14 protein-coding genes are annotated in these 13699 nt (G+C 70.6%); 6 read left to right on the forward strand and 8 right to left on the reverse strand.

Annotated features, from left to right (window positions below; translation table 11 throughout):
* Nucleotide 1: 1 nt before the first annotated feature.
* From ACIRF9_RS40535 to ACIRF9_RS40570, 8 genes are read right to left on the reverse strand one after another with little or no spacing between them, the layout of a single operon-like run.
* Complete coding sequence (locus ACIRF9_RS40535) at nucleotides 2-1111, reverse strand: alcohol dehydrogenase catalytic domain-containing protein (protein WP_403833119.1); 1110 nt, start codon at nucleotides 1109-1111, stop codon at nucleotides 2-4.
* A gap of 41 nt (nucleotides 1112-1152) precedes the next feature.
* A complete protein-coding gene (locus ACIRF9_RS40540; RefSeq protein ID WP_403833122.1) occupies nucleotides 1153-1470 on the reverse strand; it encodes a 2Fe-2S iron-sulfur cluster-binding protein in 318 nt (105 codons plus the stop codon).
* Between the two features lie 23 nt (nucleotides 1471-1493).
* Complete coding sequence (locus ACIRF9_RS40545; protein ID WP_403833124.1) at nucleotides 1494-2729, reverse strand: NAD(P)/FAD-dependent oxidoreductase; 1236 nt, start codon at nucleotides 2727-2729, stop codon at nucleotides 1494-1496.
* Nucleotides 2726-3283 carry a cupin domain-containing protein gene (locus ACIRF9_RS40550; protein ID WP_403833127.1) on the reverse strand — a complete coding sequence of 186 codons (558 nt, stop codon included), beginning with the start codon at nucleotides 3281-3283 and terminating at the stop codon, nucleotides 2726-2728. The genes ACIRF9_RS40545 and ACIRF9_RS40550 overlap by 4 nt, the downstream gene beginning before the upstream one ends.
* A complete protein-coding gene (locus tag ACIRF9_RS40555; protein ID WP_403833129.1) occupies nucleotides 3276-3947 on the reverse strand; it encodes a 4-carboxy-4-hydroxy-2-oxoadipate aldolase/oxaloacetate decarboxylase in 672 nt (223 codons plus the stop codon). Before ACIRF9_RS40555 ends, ACIRF9_RS40550 begins: the two co-directional genes overlap by 8 nt.
* A gap of 2 nt (nucleotides 3948-3949) precedes the next feature.
* Complete coding sequence (locus tag ACIRF9_RS40560; RefSeq protein ID WP_403833132.1) at nucleotides 3950-4861, reverse strand: ABC transporter substrate-binding protein; 912 nt, start codon at nucleotides 4859-4861, stop codon at nucleotides 3950-3952.
* A gap of 60 nt (nucleotides 4862-4921) precedes the next feature.
* Nucleotides 4922-5941 (reverse strand): amidohydrolase family protein, encoded by a 1020-nt coding sequence (locus ACIRF9_RS40565; protein ID WP_403833371.1) that lies wholly within the window; start codon nucleotides 5939-5941, stop codon nucleotides 4922-4924.
* Between the two features lie 19 nt (nucleotides 5942-5960).
* The gene (locus ACIRF9_RS40570; RefSeq protein WP_403833135.1) at nucleotides 5961-7145 is read right to left on the reverse strand and encodes a cytochrome P450; all 1185 of its coding nucleotides are present in this window, start codon (nucleotides 7143-7145) and stop codon (nucleotides 5961-5963) included.
* Nucleotides 7146-7389: 244 nt separating this feature from the next.
* Here ACIRF9_RS40570 and ACIRF9_RS40575 point away from each other — a divergent pair, with 244 nt between their 5' ends.
* From ACIRF9_RS40575 to ACIRF9_RS40600, 6 genes are read left to right on the forward strand one after another with little or no spacing between them, the layout of a single operon-like run.
* Nucleotides 7390-8952: an FAD-binding oxidoreductase gene (locus ACIRF9_RS40575; protein ID WP_403833137.1), complete on the forward strand. Its 1563-nt coding sequence runs from the start codon at nucleotides 7390-7392 to the stop codon at nucleotides 8950-8952.
* A 51-nt stretch (nucleotides 8953-9003) separates the two neighbouring features.
* Entirely contained in the window at nucleotides 9004-9798 is a 795-nt protein-coding gene (locus tag ACIRF9_RS40580) for an ABC transporter ATP-binding protein (protein WP_403833139.1), read from the forward strand.
* Nucleotides 9795-10553 (forward strand): ABC transporter ATP-binding protein, encoded by a 759-nt coding sequence (locus ACIRF9_RS40585; RefSeq protein ID WP_403833141.1) that lies wholly within the window; start codon nucleotides 9795-9797, stop codon nucleotides 10551-10553. The genes ACIRF9_RS40580 and ACIRF9_RS40585 overlap by 4 nt, the downstream gene beginning before the upstream one ends.
* The gene (locus ACIRF9_RS40590) at nucleotides 10550-11431 is read left to right on the forward strand and encodes a branched-chain amino acid ABC transporter permease (protein ID WP_403833143.1); all 882 of its coding nucleotides are present in this window, start codon (nucleotides 10550-10552) and stop codon (nucleotides 11429-11431) included. The genes ACIRF9_RS40585 and ACIRF9_RS40590 overlap by 4 nt, the downstream gene beginning before the upstream one ends.
* Entirely contained in the window at nucleotides 11428-12453 is a 1026-nt protein-coding gene (locus tag ACIRF9_RS40595) for a branched-chain amino acid ABC transporter permease (RefSeq protein WP_403833145.1), read from the forward strand. The genes ACIRF9_RS40590 and ACIRF9_RS40595 overlap by 4 nt, the downstream gene beginning before the upstream one ends.
* Entirely contained in the window at nucleotides 12450-13646 is a 1197-nt protein-coding gene (locus ACIRF9_RS40600) for an ABC transporter substrate-binding protein (protein ID WP_403833148.1), read from the forward strand. The genes ACIRF9_RS40595 and ACIRF9_RS40600 overlap by 4 nt, the downstream gene beginning before the upstream one ends.
* Nucleotides 13647-13699 lie beyond the last annotated feature (53 nt).

Below are 13699 nucleotides of genomic sequence, written 5' to 3' on the forward strand. Positions count from 1 at the left end.
CTCAGATCTCCACGAGATAGCTCGTGAAGCCGCCCTCGCCGCTCGACGCACCGGAGATCGCGTCGTTGATCTCGTCGAGCGGCCAGGACCTGGGCTGGAGCACGGAGACGTCGATCGCCCCGCTGCCCAGCAGACCGGCGAGTTCGACGCCCTCGGCGGCGGTGAACCAAACCGAGCCGACGAGCTCCATCTGCTCGTCCATCCACCACTTCACGTCGACGCCCAGCTCGCCCGCCGTACCGCCGATGTTGACGATCCGGCCACCCCGGCCGACCCCGCGCATCGCGTCCCTGAGCGAGTCCAGGGAGGCGACCGCCCCCAGGGTGTCGATCATGAAGTCCGCGCCCCGGCCCCCGGTGCGCGACCTCACCCACTCCTCGGTGCCGCCGTCGCGGTTCGAGAAGATCTCGACGCGGTCCGGGGCGAGTTCCTTCAGCCGCTCCAGGAGCGGCACACCGCGGGCGACCGCGAAGACGCGGGAGACACCCAGCGCGAGGGCGACGAGCGTGACACCGACACCGAGGGTGCCCGACGCGCCGTTGACGATCAGTGTCCTGCCCGCGAGGGGGCCGAGCTTCTTGACCGCCGCGTACGACGTGCCGAGGTAGCCCAGCCGGGTGGCCTGCCGGAATTCCAAGTTGTCCGGGAGCTTCACCAGCGCGCTCTGCGGCGCGAGCATGTATTCGCAGAAACCGCCGTAGGGGTAACGGGCGAACATCTCGAGGCTGCCCGGGTTGTAGCCGAAGTAGCCGCCCAGGGTCCAGTAGTCGCACTTCTGCGGTGTGCCGGCGCCGCAGGCGTGGCAGGCACCGCAGGAGCGGCCCGGGTTCACATAGACGCGGTCTCCCGGCCTGACGCCCACGACCTGCTCACCGACCTCGTGCACCACACCCACCGGGTCGAGCCCGAAGATCGCCGGGAGCGGGGGCAGCGGCATCTGGGGGTACCACGTCTGCCAGTTGGCGAGCACGTTGGCCAGGTTCGGCACCATGCCGCAGCCCTTGACGGCCACCACGACGTCCGTGCCGGTCGGGCTCGGCCGCTCCACGTCCTCGATCTGCATCTTCTCGCCCACGGCGTGCAGCCGCGCGGCGCGCATCAGTTCGTTCATCATCTCTCTCCGTGCTCGGGGCGATCCGTCGTCGCGCATGATCAGTACTCGGGCGCGATCGTGACGCGCATGCCGTCGAGCGCGGGACCGAAGACGAGCTGACAGGACAGTCGGGAGTTCTCCGCGAGGTCGTCACAGGCGTCGAGGAGGTCCTCTTCGTCCGGCGACTTGGGGGCGAGCTCTGTGCCGGGTGGCAGGCTGTCGACGTAGACGTGGCAGGTCGCGCAGGAGAGCGAGCCGCCGCAGATCGCCTCCAGCTCGTCGACCCCGGCGTTGCGGATGTTCTGCATGAGGGACAGGCCCGCGCGCGCTTCGACCGGGTGCGTCCCGCCGTCCCGCGTAGTCACTGTGATCTGCATGTTCTGGTTCCTCCGGGGCGGGATCAGGCCGACTTGGCCAGGTCTTTGAGAGGGGTCTGCGCGTCGGCCAGCAGCGCGGGGTCGACCCGGGTGCCGGCCTCCACGAGCCGGCGGCCCTGCAGGTAGTCCCGGGCCGCGTTGACGCAGTCCAGGGCGGCTACCGCGCCGTCCTTGAGATAGACGAGGGAGAAGCTTCGACTGCCGGGGTGGCCGCGCAGGACGGTGCTGTCGTGGCCGTGGCTGAGGCCGACGGTCTGCAGCCGCAGGTCGTACTGGTTCGACCAGAACAGCGGGAGCAGGCGCAGCGGTTCGGGACGGCCGCTGATCGCCTTCGCCGCGGTGTCCGCCTGCTCGGAGGCGTTCTGCCGGGACTCGATACGGATGCCCGGGCCGCCCCGGACCACCGCGCAGTCGCCGGCGGCGTAGACGTCCGCGAGTGAGGTGCGGCACAGGTCGTCGACCAGGACGCCCAGTCCCGCCGGGGCCGCCTCCGCCCCCGCCGACAGCAGAGGTCCGATGACGGGCTCGATGCCGATGCCCACGATCACCTGGTCGGCCGCGACCACGGAGCCGTCCGTGAGACGCACCCCGCTCACCGCGCCGTCCCGGCCCACGATCTCCTCGACCCCGGTGCCGAGGCTCAACTCCACGCCACGGGCGCGGTGTTCGGCCTCGTAGAAGCGGGAGAGTGGTTCGGCGGCGACGCGGGAGAGGACACGGTCCAGCGCCTCGATCACCACGACCTGCTTGCCGAGTTCGCTCAGCACGGCGGCGGCCTCGAGGCCGACGTAACCGCCGCCGATCACCACGATGCGATGACTGTGCGGCAGGGCGGCGATCAGCCGGTCGCAGTCGGCCTTGTCGCGGATCGCGTGGATGCCGCTCAGGTCGTGGCCCGGGCAGCGCAGGGTGCGCGGGGTGCCTCCGGCGCACCAGACGAGGGAGCCGTAGCCGATCGTGGTGCCGTCGGCGCAGGTGACGGAGTGCGCCTCGGCGTCGACGGCGGTCACCCGCCGGCCGACCGACAGCGTGACCTCGTGCTCGGGCCAGAACTCGTCGGGCCGCAGCAGGAGTTGGGTGAACTCCTTCTTGCCGGCCAGGTACTCCTTCGACAGGGCGGGACGCTCGTACGGCGCCACCGGCTCGTCGCCGAGCAGGCAGACGCTTCCCTCGAACCCGGACTGGCGCAGGGAGACCGCGGCCTGTGCGCCCGCGTGCCCGGCGCCGACGATCAGGCAGTCGTAGTACTCGTTCGTCATCGAGGCGCACCGCCGATCAGGACGAAGCACATCGTCGCGGGCCGGTCGCCCTTGTTGCGCCACGCGTGCCGGGTGCCGCACTGGACGGCGATGTCGCCCCGGCGCAGGTGCGTGGTCGCCCCGTCGTCCAGTTCGAGCCAGATCTCGCCGTCGAGGACGAGGTCGTAGTCGACCGTGTCGGTCCGGTGCATGCCGGGCGCGTCGGCTTCGAAGCGCTCGGCCAGGCCGGGGATGAACTCGCGCTGCTCGGCGTCCGCGGCGGCCGGGTCGAACTCCGGGCTCATCATGACGGAGTCGGGCGGGAACGTGACGATCATCAGGCGGGTCTCACCCGGGGCGGGGGGTATGCGCAGCCGGGGCGGGGCGGTCTCGCCCTCGTCCTGCGGCAGCGGAGGCGGCGCCGCGGTGGCGTAGACGACCGAGGTCGTCATGCCGGGGATCGAGGCGTAGTGGTGGACGTTGGGTACGGGGCCGTCGGAGGCGAAGACCGACCTGCCGTCCCGGACCGCGGTGACCACGCGCCGGGGGACCCGGGGTCCGGCGGTCTCACTCATAGGTCAGCCCCTTCTCCTTGAGGCGGGCACGCATGGAGTTGACGTCGAGGCTGAGTCGTCCGGCCGCGTAGAGCCTGCGCTTCTCCTCCTCCATGGCGGCCCGGCGGCGGGCCGCCGTGAGCACCTCGGTGGCGGTCTCGCGTGGCACCACGCAGACACCGTCGTCGTCCGCGACGATCACGTCCCCGGGTTTGATCAGGGTGCCGCCGCAGACCAGGGGGACCTGGACGTCGGCGAGGGTCTCCTTGACACAGCCCTGGGCGCTGACGGTCTTGCTCCAGACGGGGAACTCCATGGCGCGCAGCTCCGCGATGTCGCGCACCCCGGCGTCGATCACGAGGGCGCGGACGCCCCTCGCCTGCGCCGATGTGGCGAGCAGGTCGCCGAAGTAGCCGTCGTCGCAGGGCGAGGTCGGGCTGACCACGAGGATGTCGCCCGGCTGGGCCTGTTCCATGGCCGCGTGGATCATCCAGTTGTCCCCGGGCGGCACCTCGCAGGTCAGCGCCGGGCCAGCGACGACGCGTCCCGACTGGCGGGGCCGCAGACGGTGGTCGAGGAGTCCGGTGCGGTGCTGCGCCTCGTGCGCGGTCGCCACTCCGAGCTCCGCGAAGCCGGCGCAGATCGCCGCGTCGGCGCGTTCGACCGTGGTCACGATCCTGGCCATGGTCAGGCACCCCGGACGAAGCTGGTGTCGAGCACGCCGGCCGCGTCTTCCACCCGCTCCGGCGCGAGCAGCCCGGCGCGGACCATGAGGTCGGCCGTGGCCGCCCAGGCCGCGGGGCTGACGGCGAGCCCGGCCGGCCACATGCCCATGTCCCGTGTGTAGCTGAAGCCCTGGGCGGCCAGGTCCGGTGCGTCGGGTGTGGTGATGCGCTGGTAGATCGGCAGCGTGGTGTCGTCCCGCCGCGGGTCGTTGACGATGTCGTGGGCCTCGGCCAGCGCCGCGATCAGCCGCTCGACCGTGTCGCGGTTCTTGGCCGTCCAGTCGTCGCGGCCGATGACGCCTGCGAAGACGACCTCGGGGATCGCGTCGTTGACCTCGCCGATCAGGCGGTACCCCTCGCGCTCGGCGAGGAAGTTCCACGGCGCGGGCTGGGGCGCGCAGTCGATCTCGTCCTTCTGGAGCGCCGCCCACCGGGTCGTGTGCACCCCGGCGAGGACGAACTCGTAGTCACCGGGGTACGACAGTCCCTCGCGCTGGAGCATGATCTGCGTGTAGAGCGCCGTTCCCTCGGTGAGGGAGGAGGTGCCGATGCGCTTGCCGCGCAGCTCGGCGACCGAGCCGACCTCGGGGCGGGCGACCAGTGACATGGGCAGCCGCAGCGAGTTGGCGGCGACGATCCGCAGGGCGCCACCGGCGACGTAGTCCGCGACCGCGCCCTCGGGCGGGGTGATCGCCAGGTCCGCGGTGCCCTCGCGTACGGCCGTGGTGGCCTTGTCGACCGAGCCGAGCCGCAGGTACTCGATCTCGATGCCGTGCTTGCGGAACAGGCCCAGTTCGTCGGCGACGAACACCGGGAGCCAGTTGAAGCCCTGGGCGCCGCCGGCGAAGCGTACGGGCGTCAGGTCGGAAGTCATGAGGGAACTCCAGTTCGGGGTGCGGTGCGAGGGTCTTCAGCGCCCTGGATGCGAGGGTCTTCAGCGCCCTTGAGCGGTGAGCAGTGCGTCGAGCCGGGGGTAGACCCGCCGGGCGTTGCCTCCGAGGACGGCGTGCCGGGTCTTCTCGTCGAGGCCGAGCGCGTCGATGTAGCGCTTGGTGTCGTCGAAGGGATGCCCTGTCTCCGGGTCCACGGCCTTGACGGCGCCCAGGAGTTCGGACCCGAAGAGCAGGTTCTCGGGCTCGACGACCCGGAACAGGGTGTCGATGCCGGCCTGGTGGTACACGCAGGTGTCGAAGTACAGGTTGCGCATGAGGTGTTCGGACAGCGGCGGTTTGCCGAGGGCGATCGACAGGCCCCGGTAGCGGCCCCAGTGGTAGGGAGCGGCGCCGCCGCCGTGCGGGATGATCAGCCGCAGGTCCGGGTGCCGTTCGAAGAGGTCGCCCTGCAGCAGCTGCATGAAGACCACGGTGTCCGCGGCGATGTAGTGGGCGCCGGTGGTGTGCAGGGCGGGGGAGCAGGAGCCCGACACATGGATCATGCCGGGCACGTCCAGGCGGGTCATCGCCTCCCACAGCGGGTCCCACCAGGGGTCGTACAGCGGAGGTGCCGTCCAACGCCCGCCCGAGGGGTCGGGGTTGATGTTGCACCCGACGAAGCCGGCCGCGGTACAGCGTTCCAGCTCGGCGACGACGGGTCCGAGGTCGCCGTCGACCGTCTGGGGCAGCTGGCACACGGCGGCGAAGTTGTGCGGGAACAGCTCGCAGACGCGCCCGACTGTGTCATTCGAGAGCCGGGCCCACTCCGTCGCGATGTCCTGGCCGGGGACATGGTGGCCCATGCCCGACGCGCGGGGCGACAGGAGGGTGAGGTCCGAGCCCCGCTCGCGCTGCAGCCGCAGATGGTTGTCGGTGATGATCCCGGTCAGGGTGTCGTCGTCGACCCCGGCATAGCGGGGCCGGTCCTGCGTCCGGCTCTCGGCGAAGTCCACCTGGGCCGCCCGGAAGGCATGGAACGCGGGCGGCTCGGTCGTGAAGTGGCCGTGGCAGTCGATGGCCAGGCCCGTGGTCGGTTCCATGTCACGCGTCCCAGACGGCCGGCAGGTCCGTGACCCCGCGGAAACGCCAGCCCTTGGCCGCCGGCTCGCGGCTGTCGTCCAGCCGCAGGTTCGGCAGCCGCAGGAAGACCTCCTCCAGCGCGATCGTGCCCATCGCCCGCGACAGTGCATGGCCCGAGCAGAAGTGCGGACGGAAGCCGAAGGAGAGGTGCGGCCGCTTCTTGCGGAACATGTCGAACCGGTCGGGGTCCTCGAAGCGGTTCGGGTCCCGGTTTGCCGACGCCATGACGATGGCGACCGAGGACCCCGCCGGGATGGTGGTGTCGGCGACAACCACGTCCTCGGCGGCGACGCGCGGGGTGACGCCGATGGGGGCGATCCAGCGCAGGCCCTCGTCGAAGGCGCGCAGCGCGTGCTCCTGCGGGGCGTCCGCGACGACCTGCGCCTGCTCGGGGTTGAGCAGCAGGCCGGCGCAGGCGTTCGCGGCGGCGTGCCCGGGTTCCTGCAGACCGCCCAGGATGATCACCTTCATGGTGGGCAGCACCTCGTCGAAGCCGCGCACCTCGCCGTCCGGCAGGCCGCCGCGCACCACATGGCTCATCAGGGTGTGGTCGGGCTTGGCGGCCACCCGCTCGTACAGTGCCCCGAGCGACGTGTCGATCTCGGCCAGCGCGCGGTCGAGCCGGTCCCACACGGCCGGGTCGTCGGCGACATTCTGCAGACCGGCGCTCATCGCGTGGAACCACTCGACCAGTGTCTCGTTCGGGGTCTCGGTCAGTCCGATGACGTCACCGATGCAGCGCACCGAGATCGGTTCGAAGAGGTCGGCGGTGAGGTTCGCCGACCCGCGGGGCGCCAGCTCGGCGAGACAGCGCTCGACGACCGGGCGGGTCAGGGCCTCGACGTAGCCGCGGACCCGTTCCAGGGTGAGGTTCTCGTCGATGCCCAGGCGGAGCAGCTGGTGGTCCTCGCCGGTCATGGACAGCACGTTCGGCATGCCCATGACCCGGGCCTCCGGTCGGTCCGGGCTGCCGGACGGTCCGAAGACGCGGTCGTTCGCTCCCACCGCGCGGCAGTCCTCGAACCGGGTGACCAGGTATTCATGGGTGCCCTCGAAGAAGGCCACGGGAGCCTCCTCGCGGAGACGGGCGTAGACGGGATAAGGGTCCCGGTACAGGTTCTCGCCATTGAGTTCCAGCGCAGACATCACGGGCCGATCCAATCCGGATTCGAGTCTGACTTCGGATTCCGATGAGTATTTGAGAGCTCTCGGTGCGATGTCAATACGTCGAACATCGGCAAGTTTTCCAGGTGATCTCGCCGCTGCTTGCTGCGTCTGTCGGCGAAAAAAGATCTCTTTCCCGATCCGTTGACAGCCATCTGGGTGAGGCATACGGTCCGGAATCCGAAGACCGATCGGTATCTGAAGCACTCCCTGAAATGAGATGGCGATGACCGACGCGACCCTTCATCTGCCCACCCTCCCGGACGAGTTGGTCCGCGAGCTCGTGGCGGTCGTCGGCGACGACTCCCTCCACATCGAGCGGACCAAGGTCGACGAGTTCAAGGACTCCTACTGGATCCCCGGCGACGAGACCTACGCCGCCTCGGCGGTCGTACAGCCCGTCTCCACGGAGCAGGTGCGGGAGATCGTCCGTCTGGCGGGCCGGCACGGGATCCCCGTGTGGCCGCACAGCCAGGGCCGCAACCTCGGACACGGCGGAGCCTCACCGCGGGTACGCGGCTCGATCCAGATCGGCTTCCAGAAGATGAACCGCATCCTGGAGATCGACGAGGAGCTGGCGTACGCGGTGGTCGAGCCGGGCGTGACCTGGTTCGACCTGTACCACGCCGTACGGGCCCGCGGCCTTCGGCTGCTCACCCCCTGCCCCGACCTGGGCTGGGGTTCCATCGTCGGCAACTCGATGGACGCCGGCCACACCTACCAGCACTACGGCGCCGACTACATGCTCCCCACCGGTCTCGAGGTCGTCCTCCCGGACGGTGACCTCCTGCGCACCGGCGCCGGAGCACTTCCGGACGGCAGGGCCTGGCACCTGTACAAGCGGAGCCTGGGACCGTCGCTCGACCGGCTGTTCGTGCAGTCCAACCTCGGCATCGTCACCAGGATGGGCGTCTGGCTCAAGCGCCTGCCCGAGGCGTACGCGCCGGTCATGCTCGCGATCGGCGACGACGCGGACCTGGAAGCCGCCGTGGACACGATCCGCGAACTGAGGCTCGCGGGACACCTGGAGGGCGCCCCCGCGCTGTTCTCCACCCTGCGCGCCTCCCATATGCTGCGGGACCTCCCCGTGGCCGCCTCCCATCAGCTCAGCGCCGCCGAGATCCAGGAGATCGGAGAGCGCACCGAGGTCGGCGCCTGGGCCGCGCGCGCCGCCGTGTGGGGCGACCCGGAGATCGTGCGGGCCAAGGTCAAACGCATCAAGGACGCCTGGGCGAAGCTCCCGAGCGGCCGGGTCGAGGCCTCCCGGATGTACGCCCCGGACGAGTACGACGAGATCGTCCTGTCCGCCGACCAGATCATGATCGGCATCCCCACCCTCAAGGCGATCGAGAACACACCGGACCACGTCGCCCACATCGACGTCGCACCCGTCGTGCCCCTCCAGGGCCGTCAGGTGCGGAGCATGGTCGAGACGGCCCGGTCGCTGGTGCTCGACGCCGGTGCCAACTTCGGCGCCACCGTCGTGGTCACCGGAGAGCGCTCCTGCGTGGTGATCATCGGCGTCCGCTACGACCGGACCGACCCGGTGGAGGCGCGCGGCGCCTTCGACCTGGCGAGGAGCCTGGTCGCCGCGGCCGGCGCGCTCGGCTACGGCGAGTCCCGCCCCCACCTGGAGTGCATGGACCTCGCCGCCGACCAGTACTCCTTCAACAGCCACGCCTACCAGCGGTTCGTGGAGAAGATCAAGGACGCCGTGGACCCGCACGGCATCCTCGCCCCCGGCCGCCACGGCATCTGGCCTGCCTCGTACCGGGCCTCCCGCGCCTAGGTCACCACGGGCCGTTCCCCTCACCTCACGCAGAACAGGACGGTGCCATCGATGGCCGATCCGACTCACGACACAGCCCTGCGTGTCGACGCACTGGGAGTGAGCTTCCAGGGTGTGCAGGCACTCCAGGACGTCTCCTTCTCGATCCCGGCGGGCGGTGTCTCCGCGGTGATCGGCCCCAACGGGGCCGGAAAGACGACCTTGTTCAACTGCATCAGCGGCGTCGCCCGGCACACCGGCAAGGTCGAACTGGAAGGACGCGACCTCAGCCGGCTGCACGCCGACCGCCGCGCCGCCCTCGGTATCGCCCGCACGTTCCAGACGCCGCTGCTGGTCCCCGAACTGAGCGCCCTCGACAACATCCTGCTCGGCGCCCACACCCGCATGAAGCACGGCCTGCTGGGCGCGCTCCTGCGGCTGCCCCCGGTGGCACGGGCCGAGCGGGCGATGCGCGAGCGGGCGTCCGAACTGCTCGGACGCCTCGGACTCGACCGGTCCCAGGACCGGCGCGTCGACAGCCTCCCGCACGGCGACCGGCGCCGGGTCGAGGTGGCGCGGGCCCTGATCGCCGAGCCGCGCCTGCTGCTGCTCGACGAGCCCGCCGCCGGCCTCGGCGCCGACGAGGCCGCCGATCTGCTCGGCGACATCGAGGCCTTCGCCGCCGACACGGGGATGACCTGCGTCCTCGTCGAGCACGACGTGGGCCTGGTGATGAGGGTCTCGCGTCATGTGGTCGTCCTCGACGCGGGCCGGCTCCTCGTGGCCGGAACCCCCGCCGAAGTGGCGGCCGACGAACGGGTGATCGCCGCCTACCTGGGCGACGACTGGTCGGAGGCGGGCGTGTGAGCACGACACTGCTCAAGACCCGTCGGCTCGTCGCGCACTACGGCTCCGTCGAGGTCCTGCACGGCATCGACCTCGCCCTGTCGGACGGCGAGATCGTCGTCCTCCTCGGCCCGAACGGCGCCGGCAAGACCACCCTGCTGCGGGCCATCTCCCGACTGGTGTCCACCCAGGGCGCGATCGAGTACGACGCCGTGGACATCACCGGCTGGAGCGGCGCCCGCACGGCCCGCGCGGGCGTCGGCCACGTGCCCGAGGGACGCGGCACGTTCGTCGACCTGACCGTGGAGGAGAACCTCCGCCTCGGCAGTCTCGCCCGCCCACGGGACCAACGGGTGCGCTCACGCGAGGACTTCGCACTCGTCTACGACACCTTCCCGGTGCTGGCCGAGATGCGCGGGCGCCAGGCCGGACTGCTCTCCGGCGGGCAGCAGCAGATGCTCGCGATCGGACGGGCCCTGATGGCCCGGCCCCGCCTGCTGCTCATCGACGAGCCGTCCCTCGGTATCGCACCACTGCTCACCCGCCAGCTCTTCGAGGCGCTGGCCCGGATCAGGAACGAGTGGTCGATCTCGCTGCTGATCGCGGAGCAGAACGCACGGCTCTCCCTCGACATCGCCGACCGCGTGATCGTGCTCGCGGGCGGCCGCGTCGCCGCCGCCGGCCCGGTCGAGGAGTTCCGTGACGGCGATGTGATCAAGCGCGCGTACCTCGGCGAGACGGACGGCGGCGCGGAAGCGATCGGAGTCAAGAAGTGACCGAACTGTTCCAACAGGTGCTGGACGGGCTGAGTTCAGGGCTGGTGTACGGCATCCTCGCCCTCGCGCTCAGCGTCGTCTTCCAGGGCACCGGCATGCTCAACTTCGCCCAGGGCGAGATGGCGACACTGTCCGCCTACGTCACCCTGCTCATCCTCAACACCGGGCTGTCCTTCTGGGCGGCGGTCCCCCTGGTCGTCCTGCTGTCCGCAGCCGGCGGGGCGGTCATCGAGAGGGCGCTGGTCCGGCGCGTCGAGGACGCGGGCGAACTCCCTCTGCTCACGCTCAGCGTCGCCCTGCTCCTCGGCCTGAACGCGCTCATGGCGATCGTCTGGACGACCGATCCCCGTACGTTCCCCAGCCCCTTCGGCGAGGGCCTCATCGAATTCGCGGGACTGCGCATGACCGTGCAGCAACTGGGCTCACTGATCACCCTGCTCGCCGTCATGGCCGTCACCGCACTGCTGTTCAACCGGACCGGCGTCGGCCTGCGCCTGCGTGCCGTGGCACAGAACCCGGCCTCCGCCACCGTGCTCGGGCAGCACCAGGGCCTGTGGCTGATGATCGGCTGGGCGATCGCCGCGGCGGTCGGCGCCTTCGCGGCCATCGTCGCGGCACCCGTCCTCACCCTCACACCGGGGATGATGACCTTCCCACTGCTCCTCGCGCTGGCCGCCGGCACGCTCGGCGGGCCGGCCAGCCGGGTCGGTGCGGTCGTCGGCGGCGTACTCGTCGGCATCGCCAACGGGCTCGCGGGCCGGTACGTCCCCGGCCTCGACGGAGACCTCGCGGTCGTCGCCCCCTTCCTGCTCACCGCCGTAGTGGTCACGGTGAGGCCGGCCGGACTCTTCGGCAGGACCAGGACGGTGCGGGTATGAACACACTGCGCCGCTACGCCGTCCCCGGCGGCTGGACCGCCGCCCTCGTGGTCGGCCTCGTCATCCCCTTCCTGGTCTCCGACTACGACCTGCTCGACCTCTCCCGCGTCCTCACCCTCGCGATGGCCGTGGCCGGGCTGAACCTCCTCCTCGGACACTCCGGCCAGATCAGCGTGGGCCACGGCGCCGTCTTCGGCCTCGGGGGATACGCCGCCCTCGTCGTCGTCACCAAGAACGGATGGCCGTGGGTGCCCGCCGTCCTCCTGGCCGGCGTCCTGTGCCTGGTGTTCGGTCTACTGCTCGGCGCGCTCGCACTGAAGATGGGCGGCGCCAACCTCGGACTGCTCACCATCGCCGTGGCCGCCGTCTTCCCCCTCGTCGTCATCCGGCTGAAGTCGACCACGGGCGGGACGTTCGGCCTCTCGCTGGCGCACCCGGGCATCGAGCCGCCCGCGTGGACGGGACTCACCGGGGCGCAGTTCGGATTCGTCGTCAGCCTCCTCGCCCTCGCCGCGACACTGCTCCTGCTGCGCAACCTGGTGACCGGCGCCGGCGGCAGAGCCCTGGCCGCCGTGCGTACGAGCCCCCTGCTCGCCGCCGCGAACGGGGTCAACGTCAACCGCGTCAAGCTCATGGCCTTCGCCGTCAGCTCGGCCGTGGCCGGTGTCGGCGGCGCGCTCTACGCACTCGTCGTCGCCATCGCGGTGCCGGACAGCTACCAGATCGCCCTCTCCATCACGCTCCTCGCGGCCAGTGTCGTCGGCGGCACCAGGACCTGGGCGGGCGCGATCGTCGGCGCGGCCATGGTGGTCTACCTGCCCACCGCCGCCGAGAACGTCGTCAGCGGCGAGACCTCCGGCAACTGGGCCCAACTCGTCTACGCCTGCTGTCTGATCCTCTCCCTGACCGTCGCGCCGACCGGTCTCGTCGGCGGTCTCACGCGCCTCCTGGGCCGGATCGCACCCACCACCGACTCTCCTTCCGCACCAGCTCCTCTCCCCGCAGAAAAGGAAGTTCGATGAGGAACTACCCAACGAAGCTGATCGCCCTTGTGGCCGTGGCCGCGGCCACCGCCACCGCCTGTTCCGGACGCTCGTCCGGGACGCAGACCGACAACAGCGACATCGTGATCCGCGCCAGCTACCCGCTGAGCGGCGTCCTGTCGTCCGCGGGCGTCTCGGCGGACGGGGCGGCGGCCTACTTCAAGGCGGTCAACGTCGCGGGCGGCATCAACGGGCGGAAGATCGACTTCCAGGTCAAGGACGACGCCTTCGACCCCGCCCGTCTGGTGTCCAACAACACCGAGTTCGTCACCAAGGACCACGCGACGGTCGTCATCAACTTCGGCGGCATCGCGGTCGCGGCCCGGCCCCAGCTCAACTCGGCGGGCGTGGCGCAGATCGTGCAGGGCGGAGAGACGGTACTGAGCGACGTCGAGAAGTTCCCGGATTCGCGCGCGTTCGTCCCCGACATCTCCTGGGAGGGCGAGCTCCAGGGCCGCTACATCAAGGAGAAGACCCCGAAGGCCGTCGTCGGCTTCATGGGCTTCAACAACGAACTCGCCGACAGCCAGCTCGCCGGGCTCGCCAAGGCCGGCGTCAAGCCGGTCAAGGCCCTCAGACTCCCGCCCGGACAGGGAGACGTCGCCTCGCAGGTCACGGAGCTCAAGGCGGCCAAGGTCGACACCCTGGTGGTGACGCTCGGCCCGCCGACCCTGGGCGCGCTGCTGTCCTACATGGGCCAGATCGACTACCACCCCCAGGTCTTCATCGGCAGCCCGTACGCGGACTTCGCGAGCACGGTCAAGCCGGCAGGCGCCGCCAACGTCAAGGGAGCCCTCTCCTACCAGTGGTTCAAGGACCCGCAGAACCCGGCGGTGCACAACGAGAAGGCGCTGGTGCAGTACCGCGCCGACATGGCGAAGTACGCGCCCAAGGCGGACGCGGCCCAGTCGTTCGCGCTGACCGGTTACGGACTGGCCGCGGCCGTCGTCGCGGCCCTCAAGGGCGCCGAGGAGGTCACCAGCAAGGGCTTCCTGGCTTCGTGGGACTCCCTGGCCAAGGTGGAGGACCCGCTCCTCATCGACGGAGCGAGCCTGACCGGGGAATCGGACGGCCGACTGGTGCACGAGTACCAGCTCCACGAGTTCAATGGCACCAGCTGGGTGCCGCAGGGCTCCGTCGTCAACGTGTCCAAGAATGGAATTTCCGGCTGAGTTCGTCGCGCGGCGACCGGACCGGCCGAGAACCACTCGGGTTTTCCTCCGGT

Source organism: Streptomyces sp. NPDC096132, from assembly GCF_044763345.1.
GTDB lineage: Bacteria > Actinomycetota > Actinomycetes > Streptomycetales > Streptomycetaceae > Streptomyces.